We start from the raw sequence: 12,886 nt of genomic DNA, 5'->3' as shown, positions 1-12,886 counted from the left end.
ACTGTATGGATGGACAGTGACGCGCCCGCAGGACGCGGTCAGGCGGGAAGCAGGCGCGCCAGCCGAGGGATGGCGGCCAGCGCGTTGCGGTGCGCCGCGCTGCGGATGGTGGCCTCGTCCACACCGCGCAGTTCGGCCAGCGCCGCGCCGATGGCGGGTAGCTGTTCCGGGCTGTTGCGGGCCGGGTGCACCCAGGCCGGCGAGATGTCGGGCGCGTCGGTCTCGAGCACGATCGCGTCCAGCGGCAGGCCGGCCGCCAGGCGCCTGATCTGGAGGGCGCGGGTAAAGGTCATGGCGCCGCCAAAGCCGAGATGAAAGCCCAGGTCGATGTAGTGTTGCGCTTGCTGGAAGCTGCCATTGAAGGCGTGGGCGATGCCGCACTTTGGTCCGATCTGGCGCAGGTGCCTGAGCACCTGGTCCTGCGAGCGGCGTATGTGCAGAAGCACCGGCAGGTCGAAGTCGCGCGCGATCCGCAGCTGCTCGCGCAAGAAGCGCTCCTGCTTGTCGCGCATGGCCGGTTCGCACAGCATGGGGATGAAGAAGTCCAGCCCGATCTCGCCGACGGCGACGAATTTGGGGTCGGCCAGCGCGCTTTCCACGGCCGCGCGCAGGGCCTCCAGGTCCTCGTCCCGCGCCTGCGGGACAAAGATCGGATGTATGCCCAATGCATAGCAGGCGTTCGGCGCACAGGCGGCAAGCCGGGCCACCGTGTCGAAGTTACCGCGTTCGACCGCCGGGATCACGATCATCGACACCCCCGCCTGCCCTGCCCTGTGCGCCACATCCAGCGCCTGCGCGCCGAATTCTGCCGCGTCCAGGTGGCAGTGGGTATCGATCCACATCCGCCTAGGCCTCGACCGCCTGCAGCCCGTGCTCGGTCAGGCGCAGCACGCGGTCGCAGCGGCGTGCCAGTTCGGGGTCGTGGGTGACGATCACGAACGAAGTGCCGAGCGTGCGCGACAGTTCGAGCATCAGGTCGAAGATGGACTCGGCGGTGCTGCGATCAAGGTTCCCGGTCGGCTCGTCGGCCAGCACGCAGGCAGGCTCGGTGACGAGCGCGCGCGCCAGCGCCACCCGCTGGCGCTCGCCGCCCGACAGCTCGCCCGGCCGGTGGATGACCCGATTGGCCAGGCCCACGCGCGCAAGGATGGCCTGCGCACGCTCGTTGGCCGCGGCGCGCTTGACGCGCCGGATCAGGAGCGGCATTGCCACGTTGTCGAGCGCGGAGAACTCCGGCAGCAGGTGGTGGAACTGGTACACGAAACCCAGCGACGAGTTGCGCAGCTCGCCGCGCCGGGTCTCGGACAGCGAAGCGAAATCCTCGCCCATCAGCGTGACCGAGCCCGAGGTCGGCGTGTCGAGTCCGCCCAGCAGGTGCAGCAGGGTCGATTTGCCGGAACCGGAGGCGCCGACGATGGCCACCCGCTCGCCGCGCTCCACCGAAAAGTCGATCCCTTCCAGCACCCGCACCTGGTAGTTGCCTTCCTTGAAGGTCTTGGACAGGCCGCGGCAGGACAGCACCGGCATCATGCTCACATCGTTATTCATAGCGCAGCGCCTCCGCCGGCTTGACGCGCGAAGCGGACCAGCTCGGGTAAATAGTTGCGACGAAGGCCAGCAGCACCGACAGGCCGCCGATCTTGAAGACGTCCGGCCAGCGCAGGTCGGATGGCATTTCGCTGATCAGGTAAATATCCTTGGACAGGAACTGCACGCCCAGCAGGTGTTCGATGAACGGCACGATCACGTCGATGTTCAGGGCCACGATCACGCCGAGCGTGACGCCAACCAGCGTGCCCATGATTCCCACCAGCGCGCCCTGCACCATGAAGATTTTCATGATCGAGCGCGGCGACGAGCCCAGCGTGCGCAGGATGGCAATGTCGGCCTGCTTGTCGGTCACCGTCATCACCAGCGTGGACACCAGGTTGAACGCGGCCACCGCGATGATCAGGGTCAGAATGATGAACATCATGCGTTTTTCCGTCTGCACGGCGGCGAACCAGTTGGCGTTGAGCTTGGACCAGTCGCGCATGATCAGGTCGCCGGACATGCTGCCCTTGAGCTCCTCGGCCACCTGCGGCGCCTTGTGCATGTCGGCGATGCGCAGGCGCAGGCCGGAGGGCGCATCGAGGCGCTCCATCTTTTCGGCGTCCTCCAGGCTCACGAACGAGAGCGCCGAATCGAACTCATAGTGGCCGGCCTCGAAGATGCCGACCACGTTGAACGACTTCAGCCGCGGCAGCACGCCGGCCGGCGTGGGCTGGGTCTGGGCCAGCGCCATGGTCACCTTGTCGCCGACCGTGACGTTCAGTGAGCGCGCCAGCGCCGAGCCCAGCACGATGTTGAACGAGCCGGGCGTGAGCGCGTCGAAGCTGCCCTGCTTGATCTGGTTGGCGACCTCGGACACCTTGCGCTCTTCGCTGGGCAGCACGCCGCGAATCACAGTGGGGCGCATTTCGCCGTCGCGCAGCAGCATGCCGCGCGTCTCGACAAACGGGGCGGCGCCCTTGACGGCCGGGTTGCGGAACGCTTCCTGCTCGGCCTGGCGCCAGTTTGGCATGCCGCCGCTGGCGTCGAAGATTTCGATGTGGGCCAGCACCGACAGCATGCGGTCGGTAACTTCCTTCTGGAACCCGTTCATCACGGACAGCACGACGATGAGCGCGGCCACGCCGAGCGCGATCCCGGACACCGAGATGAGCGAGATGAAGGAAATGAAGCTGTTGCGGCCGCTGCGCTTGCCGGCCCGCGTGTAGCGCAGGCCGACCAGCCACTCATACGGCAGGTTCTGGATGAGACTCATGGGTCCGGGCACAAAAACGTCAGACCCCGCAGTTTGCCATACAAAGCTCAACCATGACAGGGATTGACACAATTGAATCGGATACGCCGTCAGCAGTTGAGCCGTCATCCCGGCGAAGGCCGGGATCCATAGACCGCTGGCTACTTCGGTTAGTCAGCATGGGTCCCGGCCTGCGCCGGGACGACGGTTTTGACGGGGATGGCTATCGGTCAACGCAGCGACGCCAGTAACCACCCAGCCCCAACCCATATTGATTGAACTAGCCAGCCATGCAAGGCATCGAACGACGACGCGGACCGCTGGCGCGGCCCTGCCGCTTCTTTTGCCACCCGGAGAACCAACATGGCATTCAGTCTCTTCGATTCCAAAGGGGTCCGAGTCGAGGACCAGCGCTTCACCTGGCGCGACATGGTGCAAAAGCCGATCAGCAAGCTCGACGACGACGCCTTCACCCGCGTGCGCGTGATCCTGATGAACGGCCTGGAGCAGGAGGCGCTGCGCTTCGGCCACATGGCGGCGCGCTGCAACGCCGACCTGCGCCTGCCGCTGGCGCAGGTGCGGCGCACCGAGCAGCACCAGTGCACGATGGTCAACTGGCTGCTCGCCGCCGACCATTCGCCGCTCGAAACCACCATCGGCTACGAGCAGGTCGCGATCGAAGTCACCGCCGCCATCGCCCAGGTCGAGCCCGATCCCTACCTGGCCCAGGTGTACCGCTTTGGCCTGCTGGAAGACTTCGACCACATGTACCGCTACGCGGCCTTGCTCGACCGGCTGGAGGGCAAGGACGCCAACAATATCCTGCAAAGCTACACCGACATCCTGCCCGGCCGCCCGACCATCGAGCACCACCGCGCCCCGCAGGACGACCTGCGCAACCACTACGACCGTACGCGCGCCGCGATGCTGACCAAGCTGCACGCGCTCACCATCGTGGCCGGCGAGGCGCAGACCCACAACTACTACATGAACATCGGCCCCACCTTTTCCGATCCGCTGGCGCGCCAGCTGTACGCGGAGATCGCATCGGTCGAGGAGCAGCACGTGACCCAGTACGAGTCGATGCTCGACCCGACCGAGACGGTGCTCGAACAGTGGCTGCTGCACGAGGCGGCCGAGTGCTACAACTACTACAGCTGCGTCGAGCAGGAGACCAATCACCACGTCAAGGCGATCTGGGAGCGCTTCCTGGACTACGAGCTGGGGCACTTCCACATGGCGGCCGAGGCCATCAAGGCGGTCGAAAAGCGCGACCCGGCCGAGATCATCACCAACGACTTCGCGGCGCCGCTCCAATTTCGCAGCCAGCGCGACTTCGTGCGCCGCGTGCTGCACAACGAAGTGGACTTGCGCACCGACGGCGCCGCCTTCGTGCCGCGCGCGCGGGAAAGCGCAGCCTCGCTGCACTACCGCACCTACATCAACTCGGACGGCTCGCCGAGCGAGGCCGTCTCGGCCGGCTACATCTGGTCGCCCGGCACCGAGATGACGCGCAAGGGAACCGCCAGCGGCGTGATGAGCACCGCGCCCGGCCCCATCTCGCCGTGAGCCAACCGACAACCAGGAGAACACCATGGCACAGCATTCGGAACACGTTGGCATGAACCGGACCGGCATCCAGATGTCGCCACTGGATACCAAGGCCATGCTCAAGGACGACGGCAGCGCGCGCGGCGAGGAAGGCGACGAATCGGCGCTGGCCGACGTGCGCAGCTCGTACATTGCCGACGCCGAAGGCCTGGGCTCGGTCCCGCTGCCGGGCACGATCACCGGCGCGGTCAGCATGGGCGTGCAGATGCTCAAGGGCGACAGCCCGCAGATCCTGCTCGACAAGCTGGGCGAGCGGCTCGCCTTCGAGCGCACCGGCGCGCGCCTGTACGACGCCCTCATCACCAAATGCGAGGTCATGCTCGATGGCGAGATCAGCATGTCGATCGAGGACCTGCAGGCGATCCGCTCGGACGAGGCGCGGCACTTCCTGCTGCTCAGTGACGCCATCGAGTCGCTGGGCGGCGACCCGACCTCGCAGACGCCCAGCGCGGACCTGGTCGGCGTGGAGTCGATGGGCCTGGTGCAGGTGCTGAACGATCCCCGCACCAGCCTGGCCCAGTCGCTGCACGCCATCGTCACCGCCGAACTGGCCGACAAGGCCGGCTGGGAGACGCTGGTCGCGCTCGCGGACGAGCACGAGCTCACCGACATGGTCAACGATTTCACCATCGCCCTGAACGAGGAGCGCGAGCACCTGGCGCTGGTGCAGACCTGGTACGAAGAGGCCATTGGCCTGACCTACGGGGATGTCGAGATCGAGCCCGACCAGTCCGGGCCGGCCGCCACGCCCTGAGATTGCCGCTGTCGCAGCCGTGTCACGCGAATTACTCGCTGACACGGCATTTGCCCTACAATCACGGCATGGTTCAGCTTACCCTCGTCCTGCCGTTTGCCCTGCCCGCTCCCGAATTTGCGCCCGACCTGGTGCGTTCGCTCCAGGCGCCCGCCCTTGCCGCGCTGGTGTCGCGCACCGCGGCGCATCATCGCCAGCCATACGACCAGCGCGCCCGCGCGCTGCCGCACGAGGTCTGGCTGGCGCGCGCGCTCGGCCTTGAACAGCACGGCCAGCCCGGCTTTGCGGTGGCGGCGATGCGCGGGTTTGGCCTCGACCCGCAGGATGGCACCTGGTTCATTATCAACCCATCACATATCGAGATCGCGCGCAGTCACCTGATGATGCCGGACCTGCGGCAGCTGGACCTGCACGATGCCGACAGCCGCGCCCTGTTCGACGCAGCCCGCCCGTATATCGAGGAGGCGGGCCACACGCTGGAGTACGGCGACGCGCAGACCTGGTTCATGCGCGCCGACGACTGGGCCGGCATGGACACCTCGACGCCCGACGCGGCGGTGGGCATGAACCTGACCGACTGCATGCCGACCGGCCCGCGTGCGCTGGCCTACCGCAAGCTGCAAAATGAGATCCAGATGTTGTGGTACACCCACCCGGCCAACGCCGCCCGCGAATCGCGCCGCCAGGCGCCGGTGAATGCCTTCTGGCTCTGGGGCGCCGCCAGCGCGACCACCACCACCACCGCAAACACCGTCTTCCCCGCGCAGGGTGAACAAGGCCCCCGGCCTTATTCACCCCATGCTGAGCTCCCGAAGCCCGTCAACGGAACAACCGTGGCAAGTTTCGAAACCCCCGGCTGGCTATCCGCATTGGCCACTGAACGTCTGACGGCGCTGGACCAGGTCGGCGCCACGCAAGCGGACACCCTGCTCATCGCCGGCAACGTGGCCGCCCCCGCCATCGCCGCCGACTGGTCCGGCTGGCTGTACGAAATGCAGCGCCTTGAATCCGAGCTGTTCGCGCCCCTGCTCGCCGCCCTGACGGCCGGCCGCATCAAGCAGCTCAAGCTGGTCATGAGCCACCGCGACGCACACGCCGAATTCACCACCACCGCCATGGCGCAGCGCAAATTCTGGCGCCGGCCGACTTTGGAACGACTGATTTGAACACCCGCATCACCATCCGCCCCTGCCCGCTGCGCACTTCCGAGATGCTGCGCCAGGGCGGGGTCCACCCCGTGCTGGCCCGCGTGTACGCGGCGCGCGGCCTGTCCGATCCGCGCGAGCTGTCGAGCGAACTGCAAGCGCTGGCGCCGCCTGCCAGCCTGAAACACATCGACGCCGCCGCCGCGTTCCTGGCCGACGCCATCGCGGCCGGCAAAAAGATGACCATCGTCGCCGACTACGACTGCGACGGCGCCACCGCCTGCGCCACTGCCCTGCGTGGCCTGGCGATGATGGGCGCACGCGTGGACTACATCGTCCCCAACCGCTTCGAATATGGTTATGGCCTCACGCCGGAGATCGTCGAGCTGACCGCGCGCGAGAAGCAGCCGGACATCATCATCACCGTGGACAACGGCATCGCCAGCATCGACGGCGTGCTCGAGGCAAAGCGGCGCGGCATCGAGGTCGTGGTGACCGACCACCACCTGCCGGGCGACACGCTGCCGGATGCGCGCGTAATCGTGAACCCGAACCAGCCCGAATGCGGCTTCCCCAGCAAGCACCTGGCCGGCGTGGGCGTCGTGTTCTACGTGCTGCTCGCGCTGCGCGCCGAACTGCGCCGGCGCGGCGTATATGACCAGCAGACCCAGCCCAAGCTGGACTGCCTGCTCGACCTGGTGGCGCTGGGCACGGTGGCGGACGTGGTCAAGCTCGACACGAACAACCGCATCCTGGTTGCGCAAGGCATCAAGCGCATGCGCGCCGGCCGCATGCAGCCGGGCGTGGCGGCGCTGTTCCGCGTGGCCGGCCGCGAAGCGCGCAGCGCCTCGCCGTTCGACCTTGGCTTTGCCGTCGGCCCGCGCCTGAACGCTGCCGGGCGACTGGACGACATGTCGCTCGGGATCGAATGCCTGCTCACCGACGACGAGGGTCGCGCCTGGGCGATCGCGCAGCAGCTCAACGAGATCAACCTCAAGCGCCGCGAGATCGAGGCCGAGATGCAGGACACGGCCCTGCTGCACCTGGACGAGTTCGAACCCGCCGACAGCAGCACGATCTGCGTGTACGACGAGGGCTGGCACCAGGGCGTGATCGGCATCGTCGCTTCGCGCCTGAAAGAGAAGTTCTACCGGCCGACGATCACCTTCGCGCCGGCCGGCGACGGGCTGGTCAAGGGCTCGGGCCGCTCGATCCCGGGCTTCCATTTACGCGACGCGCTGGACCTGGTGTCAAAGCGCGTGCCGGGCCTGATCGACAAATTTGGCGGCCACTCCATGGCGGCAGGCCTGACGATACGGTCCGATGCGCTGGACAGCTTCAGGCAGGCGTTCGAGGCGGTCGGCCGCGCGTGGCTGACGCAAGCGCAGCTCGAGCGCGTGATCGAGACCGATGGTCCGCTGGAAGACGCGTACTACAGCACGAACTTCATCGAGCTGATGGATGGGCAGGTGTGGGGCCAGGGTTTTGCCCCGCCCGTGTTCTGCGACGAGTTCACGGTACTGAGCCAGCGCATCCTGAAGGAGCGCCATCTGAAGCTGCTATTGGAACGCAACGGCAAGCGCTACGACGCGATCTGGTTCGGCCAGACGGCCGGGCTGGGCGACCGCGCGCTCGTGGCGTTTCGGCTGGACGCCAACGAATACAACGGGGTCACCAAGGTCCAGCTGCTGGTCGAACACGCCGAACCGGCTTGAACTACAACGCACGTCGCCCCGGCGAAAGCCGGGGCCCATGCTGTGCGTCCGTGGCCACAAGAGCTTTTGGTTGACGCGAACTGCCCATGGGTCCCGCGTTCGCCGGGACGACGTGGCATTTACTTTCCGTCAGCCTTCTTGCAATCGCAAACCGGCGTGCCGCGATCGAACACGATCTTCCACGTACCCGGCGCCTCCAGCCGCCAGATCGAGCTGAAGCGCGAGATCAGCTTGCCGTTGGCGTCATACACCGGCCCGGTGGAGAGGGCCAGCGTGCCCGACTCGACCACCTCGACCTGGTCCGGCTCCCATGAGAACGGCGCCTCGGGCTTGATGTACAGACCCTTCCAGCCCTTGGCCACCGCTTCCTTGCCGCGCAGGACCTCGTTCGGGTTACCGCCAAAGAACACCGCCTCGTCGGAGAGGAAGGTCGTGAACGCCTTGTGGTCGCGCGCCTTCATGGTTGCCGCGAACGCGCGTTCGGTGTCGGCCACCTGCTTTTTCAGTTCATCGTTGGACAGGCGCTGGGCGCTCGCCGCGGCGGCGAGGGTCAACAGGGCCACGCAAACCAGGGAAAACCATCTCAAACGCATGGGACACACCCTTTCATTTGGACAAGGGTTGCGATTTTGTCATGGTCACACACGGCTGACAACCATCAATTGCACATTCTCCGGATTTGGAGTATAAAGAGTCCATATACGGAGGAACCCATGAGCCTCGCCTACGCCTACCCCAAAAGCCGCTTCGAACCCGCCGTGCTGGTCGACCTGAACTCCAAGGCCGAGCGCGAGCGGCTGTCCCAGTCTGCCCTGAAAGGCTTTTTCCGCCTTGCCGCCGCCTGGAAGCTGCGCGACGAAGAGGCGCGCGAACTGCTCGGCGGCCTGTCGTCCTCGGCCTTCTACGAATGGAAAAAGAACCCGGACCGCGTGCTCGAAGTTGACCGGATCACCCGCATCTCCTACCTGCTGGGCATCTACAAGGCCCTGCACGTCCTCTACGGCGACAAGCTCGCCGACGAATGGGTCCACCTGCCCAACACCAACCCCATCTTCAACGGGCGCACACCGCTGTCCACCATGCTGGGCGGTGGCCTGCTCGGCATGCAGACCGTGCGCAAGCTGCTGGACGCCCGGCGCGGGGGCCTGTGAGTGGGCGCCGTCCGCAAACTGACCAACCTGCGCCAGTTTGACACCTGCCGCCTGATCCCGTCGCGCTTTGCCGATATCGAGGACTCGGTGCTGGTGCCGCTGGCGGAGAGCGACGACGTCTTGCGCGACCTGTTCGACCTGGACAACGCCACCAACGAGCGCCTGCGCGGCGAGTATGGCGGCCTGCCCGGCATCGGCGTGGACGAACTGGTGTTCGGCGTGCCGCACTTTCGCATCATCAACGCCGCGTTCTGTTACCCACGCCCCGAAGGCAGCCGCTTCAACGACGGCGATCGGGGCGCCTGGTACTGCGCGTTCGACACCGAAACCGCACTGGCCGAGGTGTGCTTCCACAAGACGGTCGAGTACCAGGAAATCAAACGCTTCGAGGACTGCGTCAGCTACCAGTGCATGCTGGCCGACTTCACCGCCACCTTCCACGACCTGCGCGGCGCCAACGCCTGCCCCAAGTGCCTGGACCCCAACAGCTACGAAACCTCGCAGGCGCTGGCGCTCGAGCTGCTCGAGACCGGCTCGATGGGCGTAATCTACCCCAGCGTGCGGCGCCCTGGCGGCACCAACCTCGCCTGCTTTCGGCCTGCACTGGTTGGCAATGTTCGCAAGGGCGATGCCTATCGGTTAACATGGGCGGGGTCGCCGGAACCGGTGATCGAGATTATCTGAACCATTGTGAGCCGCACCATGAAAACCAAGCCAGAGAACGACAAAGAGCTGTACGACAAGGTCAACCACGAAACCGCCCGCATCAAATGGAGCGAGCTCGAAAAGCACTTCGCGGCCGGCGCCGTGGTGTACGTGAGCGAGGACCTGGACCTGGTGGACGTGGCGGTACGTATCTCGCACGACGACAAGGACAACGTGCAGCGCTGGATGGCCGAGGGCAAGCTCCACAAGGTGAAGGACGAGCAGGCGCAGGTGTGGGCGGTCGCCGATTCGACGCTATGGGCCTCGGTCGTGCACCCGTTCGTGCTGGTGCAGCCCGACAAAAAGAGCCTGCACTGACGCGCGACCGACTCACCCCCCTGGTGGGGCTGGCCGCGGCCCCATCCTTGCGATAACTTGCATGACTGTTATCTGATACAGGAAGCAGACATGCGCAAATCTCAGCAAGCACTTCTCACGGCCGGCCTGGCCGCGGCGCTGGCCGCGTCGATCGCCAACGCGGCCAGCCAGCAGCCCTCCGGCCCCGCGCTCGACAAATTCATCCCCATGAAGCTGGCAGGCTGGAAGACCGACGCGCCGTTCGATGCCGAGCACATGTCCGACCACACCTCGGGCGTGACCCAGACCTACACCGGCAAGAGCGAGAGCGGGCTCACGCTCGACATCGTTCGGATCCGTCCCGGCAATCGTGCGATGAGCGTGCCCAGGCTCGAGCAGGCCCAGCTCGGCGAACTACCCGAAGGCGGCGGCTTCGCCTCGCTGCAGCCGCTCAAGGACCGCAAGGCCCTGGTCGTCTACAGCAAGGAAAACGGCAGCGGCAAGCTGACCGCCGTGGCCGGCAAATGCGTAATCACGATCGACGGCAGCGGCATCAAGCAGGACCAGCTGGTCACCGCTGCCAACGCCATCGACATGAAGGGGCTGGACGCGGTCTGCCTGTAGGCTTACTTCGACAGGTCCACGCTGTAGAGCTCAAAGCCCTTTCCGTCCGCGTCCAGCGAGCGGAGATTGGACAAGCCTGCATCCTGCGCCAGCCGGAGCAGGCCAGGCGCCGCCCGGATCACCACCGGCCCTGCCGTTTGCACCGGCGTGAAATGCCAGCTGCGCTGGGACGCCTGCGTGGCGCGCTTGAGCTCTCCGGTCTTGCGGATGTAGGCGATCAGCACGTCGCGATTCGTGTCCGGTGCGGCGAGAACGGTCGCGCTGCCGTCAAGGCCCGCGAAACCGCCGCCGCCGCTGGCGCGGTAGCTGTTGGTGGCGACGATGAATTCCTGTGCGTCCCCAACCGGTTCGCCTTGCCAGGACAGGCTGCGAATTCGGCTGCCCGGCTGGCGCGTGACGTCGATCTCGTAGCTGAGATCCTTGGACGTGACCATATCGAAGTTGTAGCTGGCAAAGCCCGGGTTGACCAGCTCCTGCGCCTGGCTGCGCGTGGGGTCGATGGTATTGAACCGGTTGGCCGACTTTTCCAGCCACGCCTTGAGCTGGGCGCCACTGATCTTCACTGCCGCCAGCGTATTCGGGTACAGGTAAAGGTCGGCCGCATTGTTCAGGGCCAGCTTGCCCGGCTGGACGTCGGTGTAGTCCGCCGGCCCCGCCGCCCCGGCCTTGAACGGCGCGGCCATCGACAGCACGGGCAGGTTAGCGTACTGCGGCAGGTTCGCCGCAATGTACTTTCTCACGTAGTCGGCCTGCGCATCGTTCACCACCTGGATCGCGGACACGTCGCCCACGTCCGCGAAGTACGTGGACATTCTGAAGTCGGTCTCGCCGATCGGCGTCTTCACGTAGTCGATGGTGCCGGCATGTTCGCGCGCCACCAGCTCCATGATCGACGGGTCCGGCGCGACGTATGATTTGTCCGCCTTCTGCGTGGCGCGGACTTCGACCGTGGTGTGCTCCTTGTCCACCACCCAGCGCTTGCCGTCGTGGCGCAGGTGCAGGCCAATCACGCCAAGGTGCTTGCCCCACAGGCTGGCCATCACTGTCGGTACGCCGAACACCGTGCCTTTGGCTTTGTCGATGCCGGGCAGGTTGAACTGCGGCGCGCGGCTGGCCGCGTCCGGAAAAACAGCGTGCGCGTGCCCGAGCAGCATCGCATCGATACCCGGCACCTGGGCCAGGTAGTAGCCGGCGTTTTCCATGTTCGGAGAATAAGCAGCGCCGTCGATGCCGCCGTGCGAGATGGCCACCACCAGCTCCGCGCCCTTCGCACGCATCTCGGGAATGTACTTTGCCGCCGCCTCGCGCACGCCTTCCGTGTACACCTTCCCTTCCAGCCAGCGCTTGTCCCACGCAAGGATGCCGGGCGTGGTGAGGCCAATGATGCCCACCTTGACGGTCGCCGTGACCTGCTTGCCGTGTGCGTCCACCGCCGCAATGCGTTTGTCGATGATGCGGTACGGCTGGAACAGCGGCTTGTCCGTCCTGGCGCTGACTACGTTGGCCAGCACGATAGGGAACGCCGGGCCGGCGCAGCGCTTGGTCTTGTCCACGCCGTCGACGTCGAACCGGCTCCCGGTCACCTGCGCGAGGTAGGGCAAGCCGTAGTTGAAGTCATGGTTGCCCACGCCCCCGCCCTCGAACCCGAGCCGGTTCATGGCCTTGTAGATCGCCAGCCGCTCATCGCAGCGCAGCGGGTGGGCCAGCGCCTGGTAGTCGCCCAGCGCATTGCCCTGGATGGTGTCGCCATTGTCCAGCAGGAGCGTGTTGGCGAACTCGCGCCTCGCCTGTGCGATCAGCGTTGCGGTACGGTCCAGTCCCAGCGATGAGTCGGCGGCCAACTTGTAATAGTCATAACCGACCACGTTCGCATGGATGTCCGTCGTTTCAAGCACCGCCAGCGTCGCCGTGGCCCCGGCAGGCGCGCGCGGGGCTGCCAAGGCGCCGCCGGAGACGAGAATGGGAACAAGACCGATGCAAATTTGGTAACGCAGGCAGGCGCGCATGAGTGATCCGGATGACAAGACTGCCCGATGATACGGTACGGCGCGGGCAAGCATCAAGCAAAGGCGCTCCCGGCAGGAATAACCGGCGCGCGG

13 protein-coding genes are annotated in these 12,886 nt (G+C 66.0%); 8 read left to right on the top strand and 5 right to left on the bottom strand.

The features are described from left to right. Nucleotides 1–38: 38 nt before the first annotated feature. From NX773_RS16195 to NX773_RS16185, 3 genes are read right to left on the bottom strand one after another with little or no spacing between them, the layout of a single operon-like run. Nucleotides 39–842, bottom strand: a complete 804-nt coding sequence (locus tag NX773_RS16195; RefSeq protein ID WP_258857351.1) for a TatD family hydrolase — start codon at nt 840–842, stop codon at nt 39–41. Nucleotides 843–846: 4 nt separating this feature from the next. Next, nucleotides 847–1,548 carry a lipoprotein-releasing ABC transporter ATP-binding protein LolD gene (gene lolD, locus NX773_RS16190; protein ID WP_258857350.1) on the bottom strand — a complete coding sequence of 234 codons (702 nt, stop codon included), beginning with the start codon at nt 1,546–1,548 and terminating at the stop codon, nt 847–849. Then, nucleotides 1,541–2,806, bottom strand: a complete 1,266-nt coding sequence (locus NX773_RS16185) for a lipoprotein-releasing ABC transporter permease subunit (RefSeq protein ID WP_258857349.1) — start codon at nt 2,804–2,806, stop codon at nt 1,541–1,543. The genes lolD and NX773_RS16185 overlap by 8 nt, the downstream gene beginning before the upstream one ends. A gap of 342 nt (nt 2,807–3,148) precedes the next feature. On the opposite strand from NX773_RS16185, the gene NX773_RS16180 reads away from it, so the two are divergent. The 4 genes from NX773_RS16180 to recJ all read left to right on the top strand — a co-directional run bounded on the left by NX773_RS16180 (nt 3,149) and on the right by recJ (nt 8,010). Next, on the top strand, nt 3,149–4,354 hold the full coding sequence (locus NX773_RS16180) for a hypothetical protein (protein WP_258857348.1): 1,206 nt from the start codon (nt 3,149–3,151) through the stop codon (nt 4,352–4,354). Between the two features lie 25 nt (nt 4,355–4,379). After that, nucleotides 4,380–5,150, top strand: coding sequence for a ferritin-like domain-containing protein (locus tag NX773_RS16175; RefSeq protein ID WP_258857347.1), 771 nt, complete (start codon nt 4,380–4,382; stop codon nt 5,148–5,150). Between the two features lie 68 nt (nt 5,151–5,218). Beyond that, nucleotides 5,219–6,316: a hypothetical protein gene (locus NX773_RS16170; protein ID WP_258857346.1), complete on the top strand. Its 1,098-nt coding sequence runs from the start codon at nt 5,219–5,221 to the stop codon at nt 6,314–6,316. 44 nt (nt 6,317–6,360) lie between these two features. Further along, the gene (gene recJ, locus NX773_RS16165) at nt 6,361–8,010 is read left to right on the top strand and encodes a single-stranded-DNA-specific exonuclease RecJ (RefSeq protein ID WP_258857446.1); all 1,650 of its coding nucleotides are present in this window, start codon (nt 6,361–6,363) and stop codon (nt 8,008–8,010) included. Nucleotides 8,011–8,129: 119 nt separating this feature from the next. On the opposite strand, the gene NX773_RS16160 is transcribed toward recJ, so the two are convergent. Next, nucleotides 8,130–8,573: a YybH family protein gene (locus tag NX773_RS16160; protein WP_258857345.1), complete on the bottom strand. Its 444-nt coding sequence runs from the start codon at nt 8,571–8,573 to the stop codon at nt 8,130–8,132. A 150-nt stretch (nt 8,574–8,723) separates the two neighbouring features. On the opposite strand from NX773_RS16160, the gene NX773_RS16155 reads away from it, so the two are divergent. From NX773_RS16155 to NX773_RS16140, 4 genes are all read left to right on the top strand, one after another. After that, entirely contained in the window at nt 8,724–9,161 is a 438-nt protein-coding gene (locus NX773_RS16155) for an MbcA/ParS/Xre antitoxin family protein (protein WP_258857344.1), read from the top strand. Further along, a complete protein-coding gene (locus NX773_RS16150) occupies nt 9,162–9,845 on the top strand; it encodes an RES family NAD+ phosphorylase (RefSeq protein WP_258857343.1) in 684 nt (227 codons plus the stop codon). Nucleotides 9,846–9,863: 18 nt separating this feature from the next. Then, nucleotides 9,864–10,184: a DUF2288 domain-containing protein gene (locus NX773_RS16145; protein ID WP_258857342.1), complete on the top strand. Its 321-nt coding sequence runs from the start codon at nt 9,864–9,866 to the stop codon at nt 10,182–10,184. 90 nt (nt 10,185–10,274) lie between these two features. Next, complete coding sequence (locus NX773_RS16140) at nt 10,275–10,787, top strand: hypothetical protein (RefSeq protein WP_258857341.1); 513 nt, start codon at nt 10,275–10,277, stop codon at nt 10,785–10,787. A 2-nt stretch (nt 10,788–10,789) separates the two neighbouring features. On the opposite strand, the gene NX773_RS16135 is transcribed toward NX773_RS16140, so the two are convergent. Beyond that, entirely contained in the window at nt 10,790–12,793 is a 2,004-nt protein-coding gene (locus NX773_RS16135; RefSeq protein ID WP_258857340.1) for a bifunctional 2',3'-cyclic-nucleotide 2'-phosphodiesterase/3'-nucleotidase, read from the bottom strand. Nucleotides 12,794–12,886 lie beyond the last annotated feature (93 nt).

The organism is Massilia solisilvae (assembly GCF_024753215.1).
Lineage (GTDB): Bacteria > Pseudomonadota > Gammaproteobacteria > Burkholderiales > Burkholderiaceae_D > Telluria > Telluria solisilvae.
Note: the sequence above shows the minus strand (reverse complement) of the source record. Positions and strands in the feature narration are given on the sequence as shown.

Excerpts from the sequence above, each read along its gene's own strand:
- NX773_RS16195 (WP_258857351.1), bottom strand. The coding sequence starts at position 842 with ATGTGGATCGATACCCACTGCCACCTGGACGCGGCAGAATTCGGCGCG.
- lolD (WP_258857350.1), bottom strand. The coding sequence starts at position 1,548 with ATGAATAACGATGTGAGCATGATGCCGGTGCTGTCCTGCCGCGGCCTG.
- NX773_RS16185 (WP_258857349.1), bottom strand. The coding sequence starts at position 2,806 with ATGAGTCTCATCCAGAACCTGCCGTATGAGTGGCTGGTCGGCCTGCGC.
- NX773_RS16180 (WP_258857348.1), top strand. The coding sequence starts at position 3,149 with ATGGCATTCAGTCTCTTCGATTCCAAAGGGGTCCGAGTCGAGGACCAG.
- NX773_RS16175 (WP_258857347.1), top strand. The coding sequence starts at position 4,380 with ATGGCACAGCATTCGGAACACGTTGGCATGAACCGGACCGGCATCCAG.
- NX773_RS16170 (WP_258857346.1), top strand. The coding sequence starts at position 5,219 with ATGGTTCAGCTTACCCTCGTCCTGCCGTTTGCCCTGCCCGCTCCCGAA.
- recJ (WP_258857446.1), top strand. The coding sequence starts at position 6,361 with ATGCTGCGCCAGGGCGGGGTCCACCCCGTGCTGGCCCGCGTGTACGCG.
- NX773_RS16155 (WP_258857344.1), top strand. The coding sequence starts at position 8,724 with ATGAGCCTCGCCTACGCCTACCCCAAAAGCCGCTTCGAACCCGCCGTG.
- NX773_RS16145 (WP_258857342.1), top strand. The coding sequence starts at position 9,864 with ATGAAAACCAAGCCAGAGAACGACAAAGAGCTGTACGACAAGGTCAAC.
- NX773_RS16140 (WP_258857341.1), top strand. The coding sequence starts at position 10,275 with ATGCGCAAATCTCAGCAAGCACTTCTCACGGCCGGCCTGGCCGCGGCG.
- NX773_RS16135 (WP_258857340.1), bottom strand. The coding sequence starts at position 12,793 with ATGCGCGCCTGCCTGCGTTACCAAATTTGCATCGGTCTTGTTCCCATT.